Source organism: Chelatococcus caeni, assembly GCF_014196925.1.
GTDB lineage: Bacteria > Pseudomonadota > Alphaproteobacteria > Rhizobiales > Beijerinckiaceae > Chelatococcus_A > Chelatococcus_A caeni.
This window is the reverse complement of sequence record NZ_JACIEN010000001.1, coordinates 1,693,219-1,716,386: the sequence shown is the minus strand read 5'-3', so window position 1 is coordinate 1,716,386 and position 23,168 is coordinate 1,693,219. Positions and strand designations below refer to the sequence as shown.

Below are 23,168 nucleotides of genomic sequence, written 5' to 3'. Positions count from 1 at the left end.
CGTCGCGGGCATCCACGCCGTGACGCTCGCGCGGGGTTGAAAGGCGTGGATGGCCGGGACAAGCCCGGCCAGGACGGGCGGAGAGGTTGTGCCACTCCTCCCGTTCCCTTTGCGCAGCCGTCTCCACCGTCATGCCCGCGCCTGTCGCGGGCATCCACGCCGTGACGCTCGCGCGGGGTTGAAAGGCGTGGATGGCCGGGACAAGCCCGGCCAGGACGGGCGGAGAGGTTGTGCCACTCTTCCTGTTCCATTTGCGTAACTGTCCCCGCCGTCATGCCCGCGCTCGTCGCGGGCATCCACGCCGTGACGCTCGCGCAGGATTGAAAGGCGTCATGGCCTGGACGAGCCCGGCCATGACGCACGAGGATCGGCCAAGACGCGCGGCCAAGATGCGCCGTCAAGACGCGCGAGAAGCCGATCCGCACGGTTCAGGCCCTCCCTTCCTTGCCGCCCAAACAGGCAGATGCCCGGCCTGCGTGGGAAAGTGTATGCAAGTTTTGTCTAGACAATTGACACCAAGGCTGCGGCGTGCTGCCATTCGATAAAGAGGGGTCAACGGACCGGGAGACACGTCATGAAACGCACTTCGGCATTCGGGCTCGCTGCGGCGATCCTCATCGGCGCGGCGGGCGCCGCATCGGCGGCCAACACGCAGGTCGTCATCGGCATGAGCGGGTGGACGGGCTTTGCGCCGCTCACGCTCGCCAAGGAGGCCGGCATCTTCGAGAAGCACGGCCTCGACGTCACCATCAAGAAGATCCCGCAGGCGAGCCGGCACCTCGCCATCGCCTCGGGCGACATCCAGTGCGCCGCGACGACCGTCGAGACCTGGGTGGCGTGGAACGCCAACGGCATCGCCACCAAGCAGATCTTCCAGATGGACAAGTCCTACGGCGCCGACGGCATGGTCGTGCGCAACGACATCCAGTCGATCAAGGACCTGAAGGGCAAGAACGTCGCGGCCTCCGCGCCGGGCACCTCGCCCTATTTCGTGCTCGCCTGGATGCTGAAGCAGAACGGCCTCTCCGTGAAGGACGTCAAGGTCGTCAATCTCGAGCCCGGTCCCGCGGCCCAGGCCTTCGTCGCCGGCCAGAACGATGCGGCCATGAGCTACGAGCCGTATCTCTCGACCGTGCGCGACAAGCCGGAGGCGGGCAAGATCATCGCCACGACGCTCGACTATCCGGTCGTCATGGACACCTTCGGCTGCACGCCGAAGTTCCTCGAGGAGAACCCGCAAGCGGCCAAGGCGCTCGCCGACAGCTACTTCGAGGCGCTCGACATGATCAAGGCCGACGAGAAGAAGGCCTTCGAGATCATGGGCGCCGACGTGAAGCAGACGGGCGAGCAGTTCGGCAAGTCGGCCCAGTACCTGCGCTGGCAGGATCGCGAGGCCAACCGGACCTTCTTCGCCGGCGAGTTCGAGAAGTTCTCCAACGAGGCGGCCGACCTGCTCCTCGAGATCGGCATCATCAAGCAGAAGCCGGACATCTCGACGATCGTCGACACCAGCTTCATCAAGTGAGCCTTCGGCGGCTTCACTTGCCGCCCGCATCTGCTATGCCACCTGCCGCTCCCTTGCCGAGGGAGCGGAACGGGCGCGGCTGACCGGAAACGGCACGAACGGAACGTCATGCTGAGACCACTGGAACCGATCGGGCAGGGGGCGCGCATCGTCCTCGGCATCTCCTTCTTCATCCTCTTCGTGCTGGGCTGGGGCTTCGCCACCTTCGGCGGCTATGTCTCGCGCACCTTCCTCGCCGACCCGCTCACCATGCTGGCGGACGGCTGGGCGCTCCTTGCCGATCACGGCTTCCTGTTCGACATCGGCGTCACCATCTGGCGCGTCCTCGGCGGCTTCGTGCTGGCGGCCATCGTCGCCGTGCCGATCGGCATCCTGATGGGCGCCTACAAGCCCATCGAGGCCTTCTTCGAGCCCTTCGTCTCCTTCGCGCGCTACCTGCCGGCCTCGGCCTTCATCCCGCTCCTCATCCTGTGGGCGGGCATCGGCGAGGTGCAGAAGCTGCTCGTCATCTTCATCGGCTCGGTGTTCCAGATCATCCTCATGGTCGCCGTCTCGGTGGGCTCCACCCGGCGCGACCTCGTCGAGGCCGCCTACACGCTCGGCGCGCGCGACACGGGCATCGTGCGCCGCGTCATGATCCCGGCCAATGCGCCGGAGATCGCCGAGATCCTGCGCCTCGTCCTCGGCTGGGCGTGGACCTATGTCATCGTCGCCGAGCTCATCGGCTCCTCGTCCGGCATCGGCCACATGATCATCGACAGCCAGGCGCTGCTCGCCACCGGCCAGATCATCTTCGGCATCATCGTCATCGGCCTCATCGGCCTCGTCTCCGATTTCCTGTTCAAGGCGGCCAACCGCTGGCTCTTCCCGTGGAGGCTCGCGTGACGAAGCTCGTCATCGACAACGTCTCGCGCATCTTCCCGGGGGTGCGCGGCGGGGCGCCGGTGACGGCGCTGACGCCGACGAACCTCTCGGTCGCGGCCAACGACTTCATCACCATCCTCGGCCCCTCCGGCTGCGGCAAGTCCACGCTGCTGCGCATCGTCGCCGGGCTCGACAGGCCGAGCGCGGGCGAGGTGCGGCTCGACGGGCGCCGCATCACCGGCCCGGGCGCCGACCGGGGCATGGTGTTCCAGTCCTACACGCTCTTTCCCTGGCTCACGGTGGCGCAGAACATCGCCTTCGGCCTCAGGGAGAAGGGCCGGCAGGAAGCCGAGACCAGGGACATCGTCGCCTCCTATATCGACAAGGTCGGCCTCAGGGGCTTCGAGAACCACTGGCCCAAGCAGCTTTCCGGCGGCATGCAGCAGCGCACGGCGATCGCCCGCGCGCTCGCCAACGACCCCGAGATCCTGCTGCTCGACGAGCCCTTCGGCGCCCTCGACAACCAGACCCGCTCGCTGATGCAGGAGTTGCTGCTCGGCATCTGGGAGCGCGAGCGCAAGACGGTGCTCTTCGTCACCCACGACATCGAGGAGGCGATCTTCCTCGCCTCGCGCGTCATCGTCATGTCGGCCCGGCCCGGGCGCATCAAGGCCGACCTCGCCGTCGACCTGCCGCATCCGCGCGATTACAAGATGAAGACGAGCCCCGAATTCTCGGCGCTGAAGGCGAGACTTACGGAAGAGATCCGCGTCGAAGCGGTGCTGGCGGCGACCGAACACTAAAATTTACGGCAAACTGCGCCCTGCATTTCTTTGCCATTGTTTGGCCCACGCGCTATCCTTCGCCCACTGCCGGGTGAGTCGGGCTGCTGTCCGGGCCCGCTCCCCGTCCCTCAGGCGGACAGTCAGGGGGGTGCAATGGCCAATACGCTCAACGAGAGTCCGCTCGGCATGGCCGTCGGCGAGGTGAGGGCGAAGTGGGGCTGGTTCGTCGCGCTCGGCTTCGGCCTGCTCGTCTTCGGGGGCATCGCCTTCGCGCATCTCTTCGTCGCGACGGTCGCCACGGTCTATTACGTCGGTGCGCTCATGCTCGTCGGCGGCATCATCGAGATCGTGCATGCCTTCGGCGTGAAGACCTGGGGCCGCTTCTTCTACTGGCTGGCGAGCGGCCTCATCTATGCGGTGGCGGGTTTCTTCGCCTTCTACAACCCGCTTCTCGCCTCCGGCGTGCTGACGCTGCTGCTCGCCGTCTCGCTCATCGTTGCCGGCCTCATCCGCATGTGGGTGGGCTTCAACGCGCGGCCGGAGAAGGGCTGGGGCTGGATCGTCGCCGCCGGTCTGCTGACGCTCCTCACGGGCCTCATCATCGCGGCCGGCTGGCCGGTGAACAGCCTGTGGGTGCTGGGCCTGCTGCTTGCGATCGACCTCATCTTCCAGGGCTGGGCCTTCATCGCCTTCGGCCTCGCCCTCAAGGCGGCGCGCTGAGCGTCAGAGGCGCCAGAGGTCGACCGTGTAGACAGTTGCGGGGCCGTCAGCCGCGAGGCTGACGGCTGCCTCTTCGATGACGGCGGTGTCGGCGGGGTTCAGGACGGCCATGCCGTCGTCTGTCCGAAGGGTGACGGCCTCGCGCGTCGCGATGACGAGGAGGAGGTCGCCGAGGCGCGGCAGGGCGCGCGGGCTTTCGACCGCGACCCGCTGCACATGGTGGCGCCAGCGCCCGCGGCGCGTCATCACGTTGAGGTCGGTGATCGGGGCGCCGGCGAGACGCCCGGTCACGGCGACATCGGCCGGGAAAGCATAGGGCGGCGTCGCCGCATCGATGACGACCTCGCCCCGGTCGTCGAAGGCGAGGGTGAGCGCCGGGCCGTCGAGGAGCGACAGGGTGCGGTCGATCCCCGGAAAGATGGAGAACGGCCCGTCGCTCGCCACGCGCGCCATGCTCACGCGCCAGTCGAAGGTCTCCAGCCCGGAGCCTTCCGGGAAGGCGGCGATCTCGGTGGTCTCGCCGCCGCCGTTCTTCCACGGCATGACGCGATAGTCGCCGGCCCGGAGAATACGCATGAGCCTCACCCCAGCAGATGGCGCGCGATGATATTGCGCTGGATCTCCGAGGAGCCCTCGTAGATGCGGAAGATGCGGCAGTCGCGCATGTAGCGCTCCAGCGGCAGCGCCGTGGTGAAGCCGTAGCCGCCGTGGATCTGGAGCGCCTTGTCGGTGACGCGGCCGACCATCTCCGAGGCGTGGAGCTTGGCCATCGATGCTTCCATGGAGAAGCGCTCGCCGGCCTCGCGCTTGCGCGCGGCGGCAAGGCCGAGCTGGCGCGCGGCGGCGATGTCGGTCGCCATGTCCGCCAGCATCCATTGCAGGCCCTGGAAATGGGCGATCGGCTCGCCGCCCACCTTGCGCTCTCTTGCCCAGTCGAGCGCCGCGGCCAGTGCGGCCTCGGCGATGCCGACGGCGCAGGCGGCGATCTCGAGCCGCCCGGCGTCGAGCACCTTGAGCGCGGTGCGGAAGCCCTTGCCCTCCTCGCCGAGGCGGTTCTCTGCCGGCACGACGCAGTCGAGCGAAACCTCGAAGACATGGCCGCCGCGCAGGCCCATGGTCGGCTCGGGCGCGGAGCAGCGCACGCCGCCCGCCTTCGGCTCGACGACGAAGGCCGAGATGCCGCGCGCGCCGGCGGCCATGTCCGTCTTGGCATAGACGACGATGAAATCGGCCTCGCCGGCATTGGAGATGAAATGCTTGGTGCCGGTGATGCGGTAGTCGTCGCCCTCGCGCACGGCACGCGTCGTCATGTCGGCCGGGTTGGAGCCGGCGCCGGGCTCGGTAAGGCCGAAGGCGCCGAGCGCCTTGCCGGCGGCCGCTGCCGGCAGGTAGCGCTGTTGCTGCTCCGGCGTGCCGCCGATGAGGATGGAATCGGTCGCGAGCCAATGGGCCGTGACCATGGAGGCCGTGGAGCCGCAGGCTCCGGCGATGGCCGCCACCGCCTCGAACAGGGCCGTCGCCGGCAGGCCGATGCCGCCGCAGGCCTCGGGCAGGTTGAGGCCCATGATGCCCATCTCCGCAAGCTGCGGCAGGTGCATGGTGGCCGAGCGGCCCGTGCGGTCGATCTCCGCGGCGGCCGGGGCGAGCACGCTCCGGCTGAAGTCGGCCACGGCCTCGACGAGGGCGGCGGCGTCCTCGGCTGTCATCGCGGGGGCATTCACGTCCGGTCCTCCAGGTCGGCCAGGATGGCGGCGCGGTCGCCGTCGAGGCGAGGGGCGGCGGCAAGGCCACCGCGCGGCGCGCCGGCGAAGCGCGCCGGCTGCTCGGGCACCTGCCGCATGCCGGCACGCGCGTCGCTCACCTCCTGCAGGAGGCCGCGGGCCTCGGCATGCGGGGAGGCGAGGGCCTCGGCCATGTCGTTGATCTCGGCGGCCGGCACGCCGTGGGCGACGAGCGCCTCCACGGCCTCGCGGGCGCGGCGTTGCCGCGACCACGCTTCGATGAGGGCGCGCAGCGCCCCCTCGTTGGCGAGGCGGTCGCTGTCGGTGGCAAAGCGCGGGTCCGCCGCGATCTCGGGCGCGCCGATGCAGGTGGCGAGCCGCTGGAAGAGCTTGTCGTTGAGCACCGCGAGCACGAAGCTGCCGTCGCGTGCCGCGAAGGCGCCGAAGGGCGCCGACAGCGGATGGCGGTTGCCGACGCGCCGCGGCGCATCGCCCGTCGCGAGATAGCGGGCGACGACGAGCGGCTGCAGGGCCACCATGGCGTCGAACATGGCAAGATCAATGTGGCGGCCGCGCCCGGTGCCGTGGCGCTCGTGCAAGGCCGCGAGCACCGCCCAGGAGGCGAAGAGGCCGGCGGCGACGTCGGCGATGGATTCCCCGACGAGGGTCGGCGGCCCGTCCGGCTCGCCCGTCACGGCCATGATGCCGCTCATCGCCTGCAGGATGACGTCGTAGGCCGGGCGCTTCGCCAGCTCCCCCTCCTGGCCGAAGCCGGAGATGGAGGCATAGACGAGGCGCGGGTTGAGCGCGGACAGCTGCGCCCAGCCGATGCCGAGCTTGTCCGCGACGCCGGGGCGGAAGTTTTCGACGACCACGTCCGCCCGGGCGGCCAGCGCATGGGCTACGGCGAGATCTTCTGCCTTGGCGAGGTCGAGGACGATGGAGCGCTTGCCCCGGTTCACCGTGGCGAAGAGCATGCTCTCGCCCTCGACGAAGGGGCCGATGTGGCGATAGTCGTCGCCGCCCGGGGGCTCGACCTTGATCACCTGCGCGCCGAGGTCGGCGAGGAGGGCGGTGCAATAGGGGCCGGCCAGCACGCGGCTGAAATCGAGCACCCTGAGATCGGCCAGCGGCTTCATGGCAGCGCCCCCGCTCATGTCGTTCACCTCAGGGAAGGCTCGGCAGGTTGAGGCCGTGCTCCTTCGCGCATTCGACGGCGATGTCGTAGCCGGCGTCGGCATGGCGCATCACGCCGGTCGCCGGATCGTTCCACAACACGCGCTCGATGCGCCGCGACGCCTCCGGCGTGCCGTCGCAGACGATGACCATGCCCGAGTGCTGCGAAAAGCCCATGCCGACACCGCCGCCGTGGTGCAGGGACACCCAGGTGGCGCCCGAGGCGCAGTTGAGGAGAGCATTGAGCAGCGGCCAGTCGGAGACGGCGTCGGAGCCGTCCCGCATCGCCTCCGTCTCGCGGTTGGGCGAGGCGACGGAACCACTGTCGAGATGGTCGCGGCCGATGACGATGGGGGCCTTCAACTCGCCCTTCGCCACCATCTCGTTGAAGGCGAGGCCGAGGCGGTGGCGGTCGCCGAGGCCGACCCAGCAGATGCGCGCCGGCAGGCCCTGGAACTTGATGCGCTTCTCAGCCATGTCGAGCCAGTTGTGCAGGTGCTTGTTGTCCGGCAGCAGCTCCTTCACCTTGGCATCGGTCCTGTAGATGTCCTCCGGATCGCCCGACAGGGCCGCCCAGCGGAAGGGGCCGATGCCGCGGCAGAACAGCGGGCGGATGTAGGCGGGCACGAAGCCGGGGAAGTCGAAGGCGTCGGCGACGCCTTCCTCCAGCGCCATCTGGCGGATGTTGTTGCCGTAGTCGACGGTGGGCACGCCCATCCGGTGGAAGGCGAGCATGGCGCGCACGTGCTCGGCCATGGAGGCCTTGGCCGCCTTCGTCACCGCCTTCGGGTCGGCCTCGCGCTTCTCTTCCCACTGCGCGAGCGTCCAGCCCTTCGGCAGGTAGCCGTTGACGGGATCGTGCGCCGAGGTCTGGTCGGTGACGCAGTCGGGCCTCACGCCGCGCTTGACCAGCTCCGGCAGCACCTCGGCGGCATTGCCGAGGAGCGCGACCGAGACCGGCTTCTTCGTGCGGGTCGCCTCCTCGATGATGGCGAGCGCCTCGTCGAGGTCCTTCGCCTGAACGTCCACATAGCCCGTGCGCAGGCGGAACTCGATGCTCGACGGCCGGCATTCGATGGCGAGGCACGAGGCGCCGGCCATGACGGCGGCGAGCGGCTGGGCGCCGCCCATGCCGCCGAGGCCGGCGGTGAGGATCCAGCGGCCGGAGAGGTCGCCGCCGTAGTGCCGGCGCCCCATCTCGACGAAGGTCTCGTAGGTGCCCTGCACGATGCCCTGCGAGCCGATGTAGATCCACGAGCCGGCCGTCATCTGGCCGTACATCATGAGGCCTTTCCGATCGAGCTCGTTGAAATGGTCCCAGGTGGCCCAGTGCGGCACGAGGTTGGAATTGGCGATGAGCACGCGCGGCGCGTCCGGATGGGTGCGGAAGACGCCGACCGGCTTGCCGGACTGGATGAGCAGCGTCTCGTCCGCCTCGAGCTTCTTCAGCGCGGCGATGATGCGGTCGAAGCTCTCCCAGTCACGCGCGGCGCGGCCGATGCCGCCGTAGACCACGAGTTCGCCGGGCTTCTCGGCGACGTCCGGGTCGAGGTTGTTCATCAGCATGCGCAGCGGCGCTTCCGTCAGCCAGCTCCTGGCGCTGATGTCGCTACCGTGCGGGGCGCGGATGACGCGGGCGTTGTCGATGCGGGTCATGGGGCGGACTCCGTCAGAACGGTCATTGATGGGGATGGCGCGTGAGGACCCTGCGGTCATGGCCGGGCTTGTCCCGGCCACCCACGCCTGCGACCTGCTTCGTTGCGTCCGGGCGTGGATGCCCGCGACGAGCGCGGGCATGGCGGGAAAGAAGCGTCGGCAGCATCAGCGGGCACTCCTCGCAAAATCGAGGCAGGCTTCGAGAATGCGGGTGAGGGCGGCGCGCATGGGCGCGGCATAGGCTTCGTCGTAGGCCGCGGGCCAGGAGGTTTCGTCCACGGGGCCGACCGGCTCGCGCATGTAGCCGCGGCAGGCGAGCTCCATCTGGATGGCGTGGACGCCATCCGCCGGGCGGCCGTTGTGGCGGGTGATGAAGCCGCCCTTGAAGCGGCCGTTGACCACGTGGCTGCGGCCGGTGGCGGCGCAGATCTCCGCGATCCTGGCCGTCAGCGCCGGATCGCAGGTCGTGCTGCCGTTGGTGCCGATGTTGAAGTTGGGCAATTCGCCCGCGAAGAGCCGCGGGATGAGCGAGCGGATCGAGTGGCAGTCGTAGACGACGATGCGCGGATGGACAGTGCGCAGGCGGGCGATCTCGTCGGCGAGCGCCTTGTGATACGGTTCGAAGAAAAGCGCCTTGCGCCTTGATATCGAGTCGGAATCTGGTTCGTGCCCCGGCTCGTAGAGCGGCTCGCCGTCGAAGGTCGTCGTCGGCACGAGCTCGGTCGTCGCCTGGCCGGGATAGAGCGAGGCGCCGGAGGGATCGCGGTTGACGTCGATGACCGTGCGCGAGATCGCCGTGTGCACGACGGTCGCGCCGAGGCCGGCAGCGAAGTCGTAGAGCCGCTCGATCCACCAGTCGCAGTCCTTGCGGGCGCGCCACGGGGAGACGAGGCCGGCGGCGAATTCCTCCGGGATGTCGGTGCCCGTATGCGGCAGGCTGACGAGGAGCGGGGCCTCGCCGCGGGTGACGGTGAGGAAGGAGGGCGTGCTCACGACTCGTGCTCCGTCACGGCCGGCAGCGCCGGCGCACCCACGGCTGCCGCGAGGGCGCCCGAGCGGACGAGATCGGTCGCCGCCGCGATGTCGGGGGCGAAGTGGCGGTCGTCGGCGAGGTGCGGCACCCGCCCGCGCAGCAGGGCGCGCGCCTTCTCCAGCGGCTCGCTGGAGCGCATCGGGGCATGGAAGTCGCAGCCCTGGGCGGCGGCCAGAAGCTCGATGCCGATGACGGCCGCGGCATTCTGCGCCATCGGTATGAGCCGGCGGGCGCCGTGCGTCGCCATGGAGACGTGGTCTTCCTGGTTGGCCGAGGTCGGGATGGAATCGACGCTCGCCGGATAGGCGCGCTGCTTGTTCTCGGAGACGAGGGCGGCGGCCGTGACCTGCGGGATCATGAAGCCGGAGTTGAGCCCGGGCTTCGGCGTGAGGAAGGCCGGCAGCCCGGAGAGGGCCGGATCGACCAGCATGGCGATGCGCCGCTCGGCGAGGGAGCCGATCTCGCACAAGGCCATGGCGATCATGTCGGCGGCGAAGGCGACAGGCTCGGCGTGGAAGTTGCCGCCGGAGATGACCTCGCCCGCCTCCGGGAACACGAGCGGATTGTCGGAGACGCCGTTCGCCTCGGTGGCGAGGAAGTCGGCCGCCTTGCGCAGGAGGTCGAGGCAGGCACCCATCACCTGCGGCTGGCAGCGCAGGCAATAGGGGTCCTGCACCCGGTCGTCGTTGGTGAGATGCGAGGCGCGGATGGCCGAGCCGGCCATGAGGGCGCGCAAGGCGGCCGCGGTCTCCGCCTGGCCGCGGTGGCGGCGCAGGCGCTGGATGCGCTCGTCGAACGGCCCGTCGGAGCCCTTGGCGGCGTCGGTGGCGAGCGCCCCGGTGACGAGGGCGGACTGGAAGACGCGTTCAGCCTCGAACAGCCCGGCGATTGCGAGCGCCGTCGACACCTGCGTGCCGTTGAGAAGGGCGAGCCCCTCCTTCGGCCCGAGCACGAGGGGCGCGAGGCCCGCATCGGCCAGCGCCTTGTCCGCCGGCACGCGGGCGCCCTCGACGAAGAACTCTCCGACGCCCATGAGCGCCGCCGTCATGTGGGCGAGGGGCGCGAGGTCGCCCGAGGCGCCGACCGAGCCCTGGCCGGGCACGACGGGCACGAGGCCCTTGCCGAGGCAGGCGACGAGGTGACGGATCGTCTCCCAGCGCACGCCCGAGGCCCCTTGCGCGAGGCTCGCGAGCTTCAGCGCCATGACGAGGCGCACGACCGGCACGGGCAGCGGCTCGCCGACGCCGGCGGCATGGGAGAGGACGATGTTGCGCTGGAGCGCCGCGAGATCGCCGGCCTCGATGCGCACGCTCGCCAGCTTTCCGAAGCCGGTGTTGATGCCGTAGACCGGCTCGCCCCTGGCGATGATGGCGTCGATGGTGCGCGCCGCGGCCTCGACGGCCGGGCGGCACGCGTCGTCGAGCGCAACCGGGGCGCCGTGATAGACGCGGCGCCAGTCGGCGAGGGCGACATCCCCAGGATGAAGGGTGATCGTCTGTTCGGTCATGTCAGGTCACCGGAGGCAGCGGCGGAATGGCCAGAGAACTTCACTTTCCCCTCCAGACCCGGGCATGGAGCGGGTTGAAACCGATGCGATAGACGAGCTCGGCCGGGCGCTCGATGTCCCAGATGGCGAGGTCGCACCACTTGCCGGCTTCGAGCGTGCCGACCTCGTCGAGGCGGCCGAGGGCCCTTGCGGCCTCGCGCGTGACGCCGGCGATGCATTCCTCCACCGTCAGGCGGAACAGCGTCGCCCCCATGTTCATGGTGAGCAGCAGCGAGGTCAGCGGCGAGGTGCCGGGATTGCAGTCGGTCGCGAGCGCCATGCGCGCCCCGGCGGCGCGGAAGAGCTCGACCGGCGGCTTCTTCGTCTCGCGGATGAAGTAGAAGGCGCCGGGCAGCAGCACGGCCACCGTGCCGGCGGCGGCCATGGCGGCGGCGCCTTCCGCGTCCGTATATTCCAGGTGGTCGGCGGACAGCGCGCCGAAGCGGGCGGCGAGCGCGGCGCCGTGGAGGTTGGAGAGCTGGTCGGCGTGCAGCTTCATCGGCAGGCCGTGGGCCCTCGCGGCCTCGAAGACCCGCGCCGTCTCGTCGGGCGAGAAGGCGATGCCCTCGCAGAAGGCATCGACCGCATCGGCAAGGCCCTCGGCCGCGACGGCCGGCAGCATCTCGTCGACGACCTTCGCGACATAGGCGGCCTTGTCGCCGTTCGCCTCCGGCGGCAGCGCGTGGGCGCCGAGGAAGGTGGTGGTGACGGTGACCGGGCGCGCCTCGCCCAGCCGGCGCGCGGCGCGCAGGCTGCGCAGCTCGGTCTCGGTATCGAGGCCGTAGCCGGACTTGATCTCGACGGTGGTGACGCCCTCGGCGAGGAGGTGGTCGAGCCGGGGCAGGGCGCTCGTGACGAGGTCGTCCTCGCCCGCCGCGCGGGTCGCCTTCACGGTGGAGACGATGCCGCCGCCGGCGCGGGCGATCTCCTCGTAGCTCGCGCCGGCAAGGCGCATCTCGAATTCCTGCGCGCGGTCGCCGCCGAAGACGAGATGCGTGTGGCAGTCGATGAGGCCGGGCGTGATCCAGCGCCCGGCGCAATCGATGCGCTCTTTCGCCCGGAGTGACGGTGGCAGGTCAGCCATCGGGCCGGCATAGACGATGCGCCCGTCCTTGCAGGCGAGCGCGCCATGGTCGACGATGCCGAGCCCCGGCGTGCCTTCAGCGAGCGTCGCCAGTCGTGCGTTGAACCACAGCCTGTCGGCGTCCATGTGGCCTGCTCCCTTCCGCTCTTATTGTCTATACATAATCAGCCTGCCGATTTATTGTCTAGACAAAATCGCGCGCCATCACGCAGACTGGCCATGGCACGAACGACCTTCCTGCGCCGTCACGGCCGGGCTCTTTCCCGGCCATCCACGCCTTCCATCTTTGCGCAACCGTCGCGGCGTGGATGCCCGCGACAGGCGCGGGCATGACGGTTGTGAGAGCGGGGCCGTTGCCACGGGGAGAGATCATGCAGAAGCTGTTCTTCGATCATGCCCTCATCGGCGACGGCTGGGCCGACGATGTCACGATCACCCATGAAGCGGGCACGATCGCGGCCATCGAACGCGACAGCGTGCGCGGCGACGCCGCCTATGGCGGCTCCATTGCATTGCCGGGCCTGCCGAACCTGCACAGCCACACCTTCCAGCGCGGCATGGCGGGCCTTGCCGAGACGCGCGGCCCCTCGGGCGACAGCTTCTGGACCTGGCGGCAGGTGATGTACGGCTTCCTCGGCGCCCTGACGCCGGAGGACGTCGAGGCCATTGCGGCCTATGCCTTCCTGGAGATGCTGGAGGGCGGCTTCACCGCGGTAGCGGAGTTCCATTACCTGCACCACGGCTCGGACGGCGCGCCCTATGCCGATCTCGCCGAGCACTGCGAGCGCATCGCCGCCGCCGCCGAGGCGACCGGCATCGGCCTGACGCTCCTGCCGGTGTTCTATGCCCAGGGCGGCTTCGGCGGCCAGCCGGCGGGCGAGGGGCAGCGGCGCTTCCTCAACGATCCGGAGCGCTTCGCGCAACTGGTCGAAGGCGCGCGCAAGGCGGTCGCGCCTTTGCCCGATGCACGGGTCGGCATCGCGCCGCACTCGCTGCGCGCCGTGACGCCCGAAAGCCTCGCCGCGATCCTGCCGCTCGCCGGGGATGGCCCGATCCACATCCACATCGCGGAGCAGGTGAAGGAGGTGGAGGACTGCCTCGCCTGGTCCGGCCGCAGGCCGGTGGAATGGCTGATGGACAATGCGCCGGTCGATGGGCGCTGGTGCCTCGTCCACGCCACCCATCTGACGGACGAGGAGGTCGGCGGCATCGCCCGCTCCGGGGCCGTCGCTGGCCTTTGCCCGATCACCGAGGCCAATCTCGGCGACGGCATCTTCGCCGGGGTGGAATTCGCCGGGCAGGGCGGGCTCTACGGCGTCGGCAGCGATTCCAACATCGAGATCACGGCGCCGGGCGAGCTCCGGCAGCTCGAATACAGCCAGCGCCTGGCCCTGCGCGGCCGCAACCTCATGGCGCAGAGGCGGGGCGAATCGACCGGCCGGCGGCTCCATGACGAGGCCTGCCGCGGCGGAGCCCGTGCGCTCGGCCGCGCCATCGGTGCGCTCGCTCCCGGCCACCGCGCCGACATCGTCGTGCTCGACGCGGCTCACGTCGATCTTGCGCCCATGCGGGGTGACCGCTGGCTCGACGCCTATCTCTTCGTTGCCGGCAAGGCGGCGCTCGACCGTGTCTATATCGGCGGCCGGCAGGTCGTCGCGGGCGGTCGGCACGCGGCGCGCGATACGGTCGAGGCAGCGTACCGGCGCACGCTCGCCCGGCTCGTGAAGGCATAGGAGACGGTGGTGAGCATCGCCGAACCGCTGCCGCGCTATGCCGAGATCCGCCGGGAGCTCGAGGAGAAGATCCTCTCCGGCGAGTGGCCGCCCGGCCATCGCGTGCCGTCCGAGCACGACCTCGTCGCGCAGTTCGGCTGCTCGCGCATGACGGTGAACAAGGCCATCTCGGCGCTGGCGGCGGCGGGGCTCGTTGTGCGGCGGCGCCGCTCCGGCTCCTTCGTCGCGGCGCCGAAGTCGCAGGAGACCGTGCTCGAAGTCCACGACATCAAGGCCGAGATCACCGGCTCCGGCCGCAGCTACCGCTACGTGATCCTCGACCGGGAGCGCCGGCGGGCGCGGCCGGAGGACCTTGCGCGGCTCGGGGCGGCCAAGGGCAGCTTCGACGTGGAGGCGCTCACGGTGCTGCATTTCGCGGACGAGCGGCCCTTCGTCTACGAGAAGCGGCTGATCAACCTTGCCGTCGTGCCGGCTGCGGCGCGCGAGGCCTTCGCCGCTTCGCCGCCGGGCACCTGGCTGCTCGAGCAGATCCCCTGGACCGAGGCCGAGCACACCATCCGCGCCGAGAATGCCGGGGCGGACGTCGCCCATCACCTCGCCGTCGCCCGCGGCGCCGCCTGCCTCGTCGTGGCGCGGCGCACCTTCCAGGCCGGGACGACGATCACGGCGGTGACGCTGACCTATCCCGGCGAGCGCCACCAGCTCGTGGCGCGCTTCAGCCCCGCGACGCGGTGAGCGACGACCGCAGGCTGGAGCGCCATGTTCCCCGGAGGCATGCAGCGAAGCGGAATGCCATCCGGGGTCCAGCAAAAGAACCTGCCGAAGGCGCTGTAGACAAGGGACCCCGGATCTGCACCGCACCACTTCGTGCTGCGGCGCGTCCGGGGCACGAGCGTGCGTCGACCGGAGCCCGCCCCCCGCGCAGATGCCAAGGCCGGATGCCGTGCATTGCGGCATGGCGCTTATGGGCGGGCTATGGTCTGTTGACCGCGAAAGCGACATGATTTGCCGCCGGACGAACCGGCGCGCCCGTGATCGAGGGAGATGACTTCGTGCTCGACAGCCTCCTCATCGCCAACCGCGGCGAGATCGCCTGCCGCATCATCCGCACGGCGCGGCAGCTCGGCATGCGCACCATCGCCGTCCATTCGGATGCGGATGCCGATGCGATGTTCGTGCACATGGCGGACGAGGCGCACCGCATCGGCCCGGCGCCGGCGGCCGAGAGCTACCTTCTCATCGACCGCATCATCGAGGTGGCGAAGAAGACCGGGGCCGCCGCCATCCATCCGGGCTACGGCTTTCTCTCCGAGCGGGCGGAATTCGCCGAGGCCTGCGCGGCGAACGGCATCGCCTTCGTCGGCCCGCCGGCATCCGCCATCCGCGCCATGGGGCTGAAGGATGCGGCCAAGGCGCTCGTCGAGAAGGCCGGCGTGCCGGTGGTGCCGGGTTATCACGGCGCCCGGCAGGAGCCTGATTTCCTGCGCCAGAAGGCCTATGAGATCGGCTATCCCGTGCTCATCAAGGCGGTCGCCGGCGGCGGCGGCAAGGGCATGAAGCGCGTCGACAAGGCGGCCGAGTTCGACGCCGCGCTCGAGAGCGCCCAGCGCGAGGCGCAGAATGCCTTCGGCGACCCGCGCGTGCTCGTCGAGAAATACGTGCTGTCGCCGCGGCACATCGAGATCCAGGTCTTCGCCGACGGGCACGGCAATGTCGTGCACCTCTTCGAGCGCGACTGCTCCCTGCAGCGCCGCCACCAGAAGGTCATCGAGGAGGCGCCGGCGCCGGGCATGACCGAGGAGATGCGCGCCGCCATGGGGCAGGCCGCGACGGAGGCGGCGCGGGCCGTCGGCTATGTGGGGGCCGGCACGGTCGAGTTCATCGCCGACGGGCGCGAGGGCCTGAGGCCGGACCGCTTCTACTTCATGGAGATGAACACGCGCCTGCAGGTGGAGCACCCGGTGACGGAGGCGATCACCGGGCTCGACCTCGTCGAGCTGCAGTTCCGTGTCGCCGCGGGCGAGGCGTTGCCCTTCACGCAGGAGGACCTTGCGATCGACGGCCATGCCGTCGAGGCGCGGCTCTATGCGGAGGATCCCGAAAAGGGCTTCCTGCCGTCGACCGGCAAGCTCTGGGCGCTCGATTTCGGTGCGGGCGACGACATCCGCATCGACACCGGCGTGGCCGCGGGCGACGCAGTGACACCCTTCTACGATCCGATGATCGCCAAGGTCATCGCCCAGGCGCCGACGCGCGCCGAGGCGCTCGACCGGCTGGCCGAGGCGCTCGGCGGCACGACGGTCGCGGGGCCGAAGACCAACATCGCCTTCCTCAAGGCGCTGTGCGAGGCGCCGGAGTTCCGTGACGGGCGTTTCGACACGGGCTTCATCGACCGCAACATCGAGGCGCTCGGCGCCGTACCGCGCGGCTTCGATGCCGCGGCGGCGGCAGCGGGGGCGCTCGCCCTCGTCCACCGCGAGAGCGAACGCATCGCCTTTTCCGCCGCGTCGTCCCTGCGGGACGAGGAGGCGGGCGGCTGGTGGGCCGACGACGGCTTCCAGCTCGTCGGCGCGCGGCGCACCGGCCTGCCGCTCCTCGTCGAGGGTGAGCGGGTCGAGGCCGTGCTCGACTACGGCCCGGACGGACCGGCCGTCGCCTTTCCCGGCCATCCGGTGCCGGAGGGCGAGCACGATCTCACGCTGGTCGAGGCGGACGCGGCCATGCTCGTCCTCGCCGAGGGCCGGCAGACGAGCGTCAGGATCTACGACCCCTTCGCCGTCGACCTCGAGCACATGGACGGCGACGGCCTCGTCAAGGCGCCGATGCACGGCAAACTCGTCGCCGTTTTCGTCGGCGTCGGCGACAGGGTCGAGAAGGGCGAGCGGCTCGCCGTGGTCGAGGCGATGAAGATGGAGCACGTGCTCGTCGCCCCCTGCGCCGGCACGGTGACCGAGATCGCCGCCGAGCCGGGAGCGCAGGTGGGGGAAGGGGCGCGGCTCATCGTGATCGCAGGGGAGGAGTAGGTGTAAATAATCTTCTATACAAAATAGTTGGCTATCAAATTGAATATTCCAGACAATCTTCTAGATCAGATAACGGAAAGCGCCCGTGCTTTTCTGTTACACGCGCTGCCATACGACAGGGCGGATAATTCCATCGTATGCTACCTTCACGGTCTTGATGCGACGGAACTTCTTATTCGGTGGTTCAATTGGTCGTGGCGCACTATTTCGGCTCGTCCAAGAGATGTCTACCTCTCTGGTGAGTTCATCGGGAATTCGCTGAGAGAGCGCTATAAGCAACCGCTCGAATATTTGTTGTCGGCCATTAAGAGCGGCGCCGATCTTAGGAAATATCAGAGTCGAAGAATTGACCAGGCTGTCGTTGTCCCAGGGAGTGTTCCTCTAAAGCGGCGGCAAGATATTGATCTCATGTTGAATTCTTTCGGTATTTACCATCTTCACATGAGCGATCAAGTCGAGGATGATGGCTTTGTTGTAAGAAGTGATGATGTTCTATTTGTATTGTTTAAGCGCGATCATGCCTTCGTAATCGATATAATGCCCCATAGAGGATCTTGGGCCAGCGCGCATTCGATCAAGGTAATTGTAAATAACTGGCCGATGGCAAATTTAGTTTATAAGGTCGAGGGGGCCGTTGGTTTGTCTCGGACGCTTAACGATTCCGATCGCCTAAGATTGCTGCAAATGGGCGCAAATTTTATGGTGGAGCTCGATGGGAGTTGCTATTTTCCGGGTCCCGGGATTTCTGCTTCAGGGGTATCGATCGATGCCGTCCGGAGCGCAGATCACGTCATGATGGAGTTGGAGAGATTTGCTTTAGCGGCCCAATCAGATTCGAATTTTGTTTCGAGCATATTTGTTGATAATAATATTCCCATTCCAATAAATTTGACCTTTAAATTCTATATCGACGCGAGCGGATTTGGGTTGATCGAGCCGAATTCTCAGACGTTCTTCCGCTTGTTTCGGGGGAGCGATTAGAATCCGGCAATCAACAAGGTGCCTATCGTTGGTTGAGGTGTGGCTCCCTTATCGAGGTTCGCAGCCTCAGCCTTTGTAGTTGCGACTCAGTCGTTTCTCTTGCTCCACCCGTTATCCCCCGCCCCGTGCACCGTCCCGGTTGCCTCGCGCGGCGCCGGCGCTAGATAGTTGGGCCATGGCCCTCCATCTCATCAAGCTCTGCGTCGGGGCAGAATCGATCCGCGACCTCGAGGAGTGGATCGAGGAGCGCATGCGCGAGCGCCGGCGGCAGAAGCTGCCGCAGGAGCAGCTGCACACGACGCGCATGGTGCCCAAGCGCGTCGAGGAGCTTCTCGACGGCGGATCGCTCTACTGGGTCATCAAGGGACAGCTCGCCTGCCGCCAGCGGCTCGTCGCCATCCGCCCCTTCACCGATGGCGAGGGCATCTCGCGCTGCCATCTCGTCATGGAGCCGGTCGTCGTGCCGGTTTCGCCGCGGCCGTATCGCCCGTTCCAGGGCTGGCGCTATCTCACGGCCAAGGATGCGCCGCCGGACCTCGGGGACGGCAGCGCGAGCGCAGCCGAGATGCCCGAGGAGCTGCGGCGGGAACTCGCCTCCCTCGGCCTCCTGTAGGTTGCGTGCGCACCCGCACCGCTTTGGCACAGCCTTGCTGGCATCGTCGATGCATGAGGATAGCCGATGGAGGCGCTCATGCTGATCGGTGTTGCAGAAGGGGCCGCACGGTCCTTTGAAATCGACGAGCGGGCGGAAGGCTATCTCGTGCGTCCGCGCCAGCGCGATACGGGGCAGGTCGAGATCGAGGCGGGACGCGTGTTCCGCACCGCCGTCGCCGCCTTCGCCTTCGCCGAGCGCGAGGCGCTGCTGGAGCGCTATGCCGAGGCGCGGCTCGAAAGCGGGCCCGACGGGGCCATGCCGCTCGCCCGCGACTGGCACAAGGCCGAATCCCTCTTCTTGACCATCAGCGGCAGCCTCGCGGACGAAGGCTTCGGCGCCGATCTCCTCGTGGCCTGGGCGGCTTACGAGGATGCTGAGGAGCGTCGCCGGCTGCACTGACGATGCCGTTGCCTCGGAAACTGATTCCGGATCGTGCTGCAAATGGCTGACGGGGCACGGCTTTCGCCGTGCCCGTTCTCGTCAGACGGCGATGTTGTCGATGAGCCGCGTCGCTCCCAGCCGCGCCGCGACGAGGAGGCGCGCCGGCGCCGCAAGGTCGCTGACCGGCGCGAGCGTCTCGGCGTCGCGCAGGGCGAGGTAATCGACGGCGAAACCGGCTGCCGCAAGAGCATCCTCGCCGGCCGTCACGACGGCCCCGGCATCCTCGCCGGCGCGCAGGCGGGCTGCGCCGTCCTGCAAGGTGCGGTGCAGCGTGGGCGCGAGCGCCCGCTCCTCGTCGGACAGGTAACGGTTGCGCGAGGACAGGGCGAGCCCATCGGCCTCGCGCACGGTCGGTGCGCCGATGATCTCGGCCGTGAGGTCGAGATCGCGTGCCATGCGGGCGATGACCTTGAGCTGCTGGTAATCCTTCTCGCCGAAGACGGCGACGTCCGGCAGGGCCTGCAGCAGCAGCTTGGCGACGACGGTGGCGACGCCGGCAAAATGGGTGGGGCGGAAGGCATCCTCGAGCCCGGCGGCGGCCGGGCCGGCAAGGCTCACCGTGGTGGCGAAGCCCGGCGGATACATCTCCTCGACGAGCGGCGTATAGGCGAGCTCCGCGAGGCCCGCGAGCTTCGCGCGGTCATCGTCCAGCGTGCGGGGATACTTCGAAAAATCCTCGTTGGGGGCGAACTGGGTCGGATTGACGAAGATCGAGACGACGACCCGGTCGGCCAGCGCCCGGGCGCGCTCGACCAGCGAAAGATGGCCGACGTGCAGGGCGCCCATGGTGGGCACCAGGGCGACGCGCTCGCCCGCTCCGCGCCACGAGGCGACCGCCTCGCGCAAGCCCTTGACCGTATCGACCGTCGCGACCCTGTCCATGCCCGTCGTCCCTCCCTTGCCCGGTCTTTGCCGCCGTGCATAGCTTCTGCCTGTAGCAAAGCGAGGCTGCCCCGCCAACAATCATGTTGCAGTGCAAAGAGGCCCCGGGGGGATGTCGCGCTTGCAAGGGCGCCGGTTCGTGCCACATGAAGATAAGAACGAAAGGGAGGCGGCCCGGCCATGGGTGAGGACAAGCGTGACGGCCGCGACAGGGACCTGGCGCAGCGCGGATCATCCGCGCCGGAGGCCGGCCCGTCGCGCGACGTCGATGCCTTCCTGAAAGAGGCCAGGGCGGTCGCCACGCCCGCCGCGCCGGCGGGGCGCCTCATCTTCGCGCTCGACGCCACCATGAGCCGGCAGCCGACCTGGGATCTCGCCTGCCGGCTGCAGGCCGAGATGTTCGACACGGCGCTCGCCGGCGGCGGCCTTGCCGTGCAGCTCGTCTATTTCCGCGGTTTCGGCGAATGCCGGGCCTCGCGCTGGGTCTCCGATGCCGGGGCGCTGACCGCGCTCATGACGCGCATCGACTGCCGCGGCGGACTGACGCAGATCGGGCGCGTCCTCACCCATGCCCGCAGCGAGGTGTCGCGCAGTGGGGCGAAGGTCCTCGTCCTCGTCGGCGACGCCGTCGAGGAGGATGCGGACGGCCTGTGCGCGCTCGCCGGTGAACTTAGCCTGCTCGGCGTGCGCATCTTCGCGTTCCAGGAGGGGCAAGACGCGGCCGTGACACAGGTCTTCAAGGAGCTTTCCCGCCTGACCGGCGGCGCCTATGCACGTTTCGACAGCGGTGCGGGCGCGACGCTCGCAGCGCTTCTGCGCGGCGCGGCGGCCTATGCCACCGGTGGCCTGCCGGCGCTGCAGCGGCTCGCCGACCGCGACGGCGGCGAGGTGAGGGGATTGTTGACCGCAATGGGTGGCAAGCGGTGATCGCACTTGCTCTTGGACTTCTCGCGCTCGTGCTCCTGTGGTGGCTCGGGCGCAGCTATGCCAATGCCGATGCCAAGGTGCTGGCGAAGGTCCTGCGCCAGGCCGGCGGCTGGGGAGCGCTCGCCGTCGCGGCCGTGCTGCTGGTGCGGGGGCGTTTCGACATGGCGCTGGGGCTTGCCGGCCTCGGCTGGTGGCTGCTCGGCCGGCCGGGGGCCGGCTATGCGAGCCCGCGCTCCTGGCCGGGTTCTTGGCCGGGCTCTTGGCCGGGATCCGGGCCCGGCTCGTCGGGCGGCGGGGCGCCCCGCGTATCGCGGGTGCGCTCGGTGATGATCGAGATGGAGCTCGACCATGCGAGCGGCGAGATGGAGGGGACGGTTCTCGCCGGCCCGCGGGAGGGCCGGGCCCTGTCGGGGCTGGGGCGGGAGGAGCTTCTCGAGCTCCACCGCGAATGCCTCGCCCGCGACATGGACGGTGCGCGCCTCCTAGAGGCTTATCTCGACCGCCGGTTTCCCGCCTGGCGTGAAGACGCTGACGGCGATGCTCACGCGCGGGGCCGCGGCGAGGCGGCTGCGGGCGCGATGACGGAAGAGGAGGCTCGTGAGGTGCTCGGCCTTCCGCCGGGGGCCGGAGAGGCCGACATTCGTCGCGCGCACCGCACGCTCATGAAGAAACTCCATCCCGACCAGGGGGGCTCGACCTATCTGGCCGCCCGTGTGAATCAGGCCAAGGACATCCTGTTGAGCCGACATCGCTGATACTCCGACCGAATGCGGCGTTTGACACTGGAAGGCTGGCGAGCCGTCAGGGCGGCCCGCTCGTCGTCGCGCGGCTCAGCCGCGGGTGGCGAAGCAGGAGAAGCCGCGCCGCTTGAGGGTCTTGCAGGCGGCCTGGGCGCTGTCCGGATCGAAGCCGGAGAAGCGTGCGCGGTAGAAGGTGGTGCCGTCCTTGACGAATTTCTCGGTGAAGGGCGAGGCGTTCGACAGGAGATCGCGGGACTTCTGGCGGGCGTCGCTCAGAATGTCGCGGGCGCGCGCCTCGTCGCCGGTCGCGGCGAGCTGGATCACCCAGCCGGCCGAGCGGGAGGGGGCGGCCTGCTTCACGGGTTCCTCGGCCGCCTGCTTCTTCTCGAGATCGGCGATGGCGGAGACGGCAACCGGCTCGGCGGAGGCCACCTGGGTCCCGGCGCGGGGTGCCGGCTGCGGACCTGCCGACCACTGCATGGACGAGGGCGTCGCGGTCGAGCCGGAGGCCGAGGCGACGACCGGCCGGATGCTGGACAGGTCGAGCGGGGCGCCGGCCGGCTCGGGGCGCGGCGCGGGAAGCGGAATGGCGGCGGTGGTCTCCACCTCCTCGGCGCGGGCGACGGCGACCGGCGTCGGCGCACGGTCGGCGACGGCCGGCGTCTGCCGCGCACCGGCATAGGCCCGGGGCAGGTTGTCGGAGACGAGGTTGGCCATGATCTGGTCGCGCGACGCGCCGGAGCGGCCGCCGAGGACGACGGCGACCACGTGGCGGGTGCTCGTCCTGGCCGAGGTCAGGAGGTTGAAGCCGGAGGCGCGGGTGAAGCCGGTCTTGATGCCGTCCACGCCTTCGACGCGCCCGAGCAGCTTGTTGTGGTTGCCGTGGGTGCGGCCGGCGTAGGTGAAGCTGCGCTTCTCGAAATAGCCGTAGTAACGGGGGAAGCGGTCCTGGATGGCCTGGCCGAGGATGGCGAGGTCGCGCGCCGTGGAGACGTTGGCGGGCGAGGACGGCAGGCCGTGCGGGTTGTAGAAGGTGGTGCGGCTCATGCCGAGCGCACGCGCCTTGCGCGTCATGAGCTGGGCGAAGGCGCGCTCGGAGCCGCCGATGTTCTCGGCCACCACCATGGCGACGTCGTTGGCCGACTTCGTCACCATGGCCAGGATGGCGTTCTCCACCGAGATGCTGGAGCCGGCCTTGAGCCCAAGCTTCGACGGCGCCTGCGCGGCGGCGTTCGCGGAGACCCTGAGGGGCGTGTCGAGGCGCACCCGCCCGGCCTCGAGCTGCTCGAACAGCAGATAGAGCGTCATCACCTTGGTGATGGATGCGGGGATGCGCGGGGCGTCGGCATTGACGGCGTGCAGCGTCTTGCCGCTCTTCACGTCGACGACGATGGCCGCATACGGCGGGTTGTATCCACCCGAAGCCTTCTTCTTGGCCATGGCCGGAGCCGTTGGCACGAGGCTGAGCGACGCGGCAAGCCCGACTGTTCCCAGCACGGCGCCCCAACGCCGCCACCGGGTCGATACGCAACCCATGTTCATTTGTCCGTCCCCGACATCAGACGCCTGAATTGTCCTTCTGCGCCGGATCTTTCGAGCCAGTCACCGGCGCGCCACTGTCAACGACGCTAAGTCGACGCGGTTACGGATGCGTTAAACCGGGCGCCTGCGGGTCA

At 69.1% G+C, this 23,168-nt stretch carries 21 protein-coding genes; 12 read left to right on the top strand and 9 right to left on the bottom strand.

The window, feature by feature from the left end; all coding sequences use genetic code 11:
• Positions 1–574: 574 nt before the first annotated feature.
• The 4 genes from GGR16_RS08120 (at position 575) to GGR16_RS08105 (ending at position 3,894) form a co-directional block, all read left to right on the top strand.
• Positions 575–1,525 carry an ABC transporter substrate-binding protein gene (locus tag GGR16_RS08120; RefSeq protein ID WP_183316207.1) on the top strand — a complete coding sequence of 317 codons (951 nt, stop codon included), beginning with the start codon at positions 575–577 and terminating at the stop codon, positions 1,523–1,525.
• Between the two features lie 111 nt (positions 1,526–1,636).
• Positions 1,637–2,410 (top strand): ABC transporter permease, encoded by a 774-nt coding sequence (locus GGR16_RS08115; RefSeq protein ID WP_183316377.1) that lies wholly within the window; start codon positions 1,637–1,639, stop codon positions 2,408–2,410.
• Positions 2,407–3,192, top strand: a complete 786-nt coding sequence (locus GGR16_RS08110) for an ATP-binding cassette domain-containing protein (protein WP_183316206.1) — start codon at positions 2,407–2,409, stop codon at positions 3,190–3,192. The genes GGR16_RS08115 and GGR16_RS08110 overlap by 4 nt, the downstream gene beginning before the upstream one ends.
• A gap of 135 nt (positions 3,193–3,327) precedes the next feature.
• The gene (locus tag GGR16_RS08105; protein WP_183316205.1) at positions 3,328–3,894 is read left to right on the top strand and encodes an HdeD family acid-resistance protein; all 567 of its coding nucleotides are present in this window, start codon (positions 3,328–3,330) and stop codon (positions 3,892–3,894) included.
• Between the two features lie 3 nt (positions 3,895–3,897).
• Here GGR16_RS08105 and GGR16_RS08100 read toward each other — a convergent pair whose 3' ends face one another.
• The 7 genes from GGR16_RS08100 to hutI all read right to left on the bottom strand — a co-directional run bounded on the left by GGR16_RS08100 (position 3,898) and on the right by hutI (position 12,236).
• On the bottom strand, positions 3,898–4,470 hold the full coding sequence (locus GGR16_RS08100; RefSeq protein ID WP_183316204.1) for a HutD/Ves family protein: 573 nt from the start codon (positions 4,468–4,470) through the stop codon (positions 3,898–3,900).
• 5 nt (positions 4,471–4,475) lie between these two features.
• Positions 4,476–5,615: an acyl-CoA dehydrogenase family protein gene (locus GGR16_RS08095; RefSeq protein WP_343059613.1), complete on the bottom strand. Its 1,140-nt coding sequence runs from the start codon at positions 5,613–5,615 to the stop codon at positions 4,476–4,478.
• A complete protein-coding gene (locus tag GGR16_RS08090; RefSeq protein ID WP_210289420.1) occupies positions 5,612–6,772 on the bottom strand; it encodes a CaiB/BaiF CoA transferase family protein in 1,161 nt (386 codons plus the stop codon). Before GGR16_RS08090 ends, GGR16_RS08095 begins: the two co-directional genes overlap by 4 nt.
• A 10-nt stretch (positions 6,773–6,782) precedes the next feature.
• Positions 6,783–8,447 carry a urocanate hydratase gene (gene hutU, locus GGR16_RS08085; protein ID WP_183316203.1) on the bottom strand — a complete coding sequence of 555 codons (1,665 nt, stop codon included), beginning with the start codon at positions 8,445–8,447 and terminating at the stop codon, positions 6,783–6,785.
• Positions 8,448–8,612: 165 nt separating this feature from the next.
• Positions 8,613–9,440 (bottom strand): N-formylglutamate deformylase, encoded by an 828-nt coding sequence (gene hutG / locus GGR16_RS08080; protein ID WP_183316202.1) that lies wholly within the window; start codon positions 9,438–9,440, stop codon positions 8,613–8,615.
• Positions 9,437–10,987, bottom strand: a complete 1,551-nt coding sequence (gene hutH, locus GGR16_RS08075; RefSeq protein WP_183316201.1) for a histidine ammonia-lyase — start codon at positions 10,985–10,987, stop codon at positions 9,437–9,439. Before hutH ends, hutG begins: the two co-directional genes overlap by 4 nt.
• Positions 10,988–11,027: 40 nt before the next feature.
• Positions 11,028–12,236, bottom strand: coding sequence for an imidazolonepropionase (hutI, locus tag GGR16_RS08070; RefSeq protein ID WP_019403521.1), 1,209 nt, complete (start codon positions 12,234–12,236; stop codon positions 11,028–11,030).
• 245 nt (positions 12,237–12,481) lie between these two features.
• Here hutI and GGR16_RS08065 point away from each other — a divergent pair, with 245 nt between their 5' ends.
• From GGR16_RS08065 to GGR16_RS08040, 6 genes are all read left to right on the top strand, one after another.
• Positions 12,482–13,843 carry a formimidoylglutamate deiminase gene (locus GGR16_RS08065; protein WP_183316200.1) on the top strand — a complete coding sequence of 454 codons (1,362 nt, stop codon included), beginning with the start codon at positions 12,482–12,484 and terminating at the stop codon, positions 13,841–13,843.
• A gap of 6 nt (positions 13,844–13,849) precedes the next feature.
• Entirely contained in the window at positions 13,850–14,578 is a 729-nt protein-coding gene (hutC, locus tag GGR16_RS08060; RefSeq protein ID WP_183316199.1) for a histidine utilization transcriptional repressor HutC, read from the top strand.
• A 317-nt stretch (positions 14,579–14,895) separates the two neighbouring features.
• A complete protein-coding gene (locus GGR16_RS08055) occupies positions 14,896–16,866 on the top strand; it encodes an acetyl-CoA carboxylase biotin carboxylase subunit (RefSeq protein ID WP_183316374.1) in 1,971 nt (656 codons plus the stop codon).
• A gap of 39 nt (positions 16,867–16,905) precedes the next feature.
• Positions 16,906–17,847 (top strand): hypothetical protein, encoded by a 942-nt coding sequence (locus GGR16_RS08050; RefSeq protein WP_183316198.1) that lies wholly within the window; start codon positions 16,906–16,908, stop codon positions 17,845–17,847.
• Between the two features lie 175 nt (positions 17,848–18,022).
• The gene (locus tag GGR16_RS08045) at positions 18,023–18,460 is read left to right on the top strand and encodes a DUF1489 family protein (protein WP_019403517.1); all 438 of its coding nucleotides are present in this window, start codon (positions 18,023–18,025) and stop codon (positions 18,458–18,460) included.
• A gap of 78 nt (positions 18,461–18,538) precedes the next feature.
• Positions 18,539–18,901 (top strand): hypothetical protein, encoded by a 363-nt coding sequence (locus GGR16_RS08040; RefSeq protein ID WP_183316197.1) that lies wholly within the window; start codon positions 18,539–18,541, stop codon positions 18,899–18,901.
• An 81-nt stretch (positions 18,902–18,982) separates the two neighbouring features.
• On the opposite strand, the gene panC is transcribed toward GGR16_RS08040, so the two are convergent.
• Positions 18,983–19,825: a pantoate--beta-alanine ligase gene (panC, locus tag GGR16_RS08035; protein ID WP_183316196.1), complete on the bottom strand. Its 843-nt coding sequence runs from the start codon at positions 19,823–19,825 to the stop codon at positions 18,983–18,985.
• A 180-nt stretch (positions 19,826–20,005) separates the two neighbouring features.
• On the opposite strand from panC, the gene GGR16_RS08030 reads away from it, so the two are divergent.
• Complete coding sequence (locus GGR16_RS08030; RefSeq protein WP_183316195.1) at positions 20,006–20,752, top strand: vWA domain-containing protein; 747 nt, start codon at positions 20,006–20,008, stop codon at positions 20,750–20,752.
• The gene (locus tag GGR16_RS08025; RefSeq protein ID WP_019403513.1) at positions 20,749–21,507 is read left to right on the top strand and encodes a DnaJ domain-containing protein; all 759 of its coding nucleotides are present in this window, start codon (positions 20,749–20,751) and stop codon (positions 21,505–21,507) included. Before GGR16_RS08030 ends, GGR16_RS08025 begins: the two co-directional genes overlap by 4 nt.
• 75 nt (positions 21,508–21,582) lie before the next feature.
• Here the strand turns inward: GGR16_RS08025 and GGR16_RS08020 are convergent, their stop codons facing one another.
• Positions 21,583–23,028 carry a serine hydrolase gene (locus tag GGR16_RS08020; RefSeq protein ID WP_183316373.1) on the bottom strand — a complete coding sequence of 482 codons (1,446 nt, stop codon included), beginning with the start codon at positions 23,026–23,028 and terminating at the stop codon, positions 21,583–21,585.
• Between the last annotated feature and the right edge of the window lie 140 nt (positions 23,029–23,168).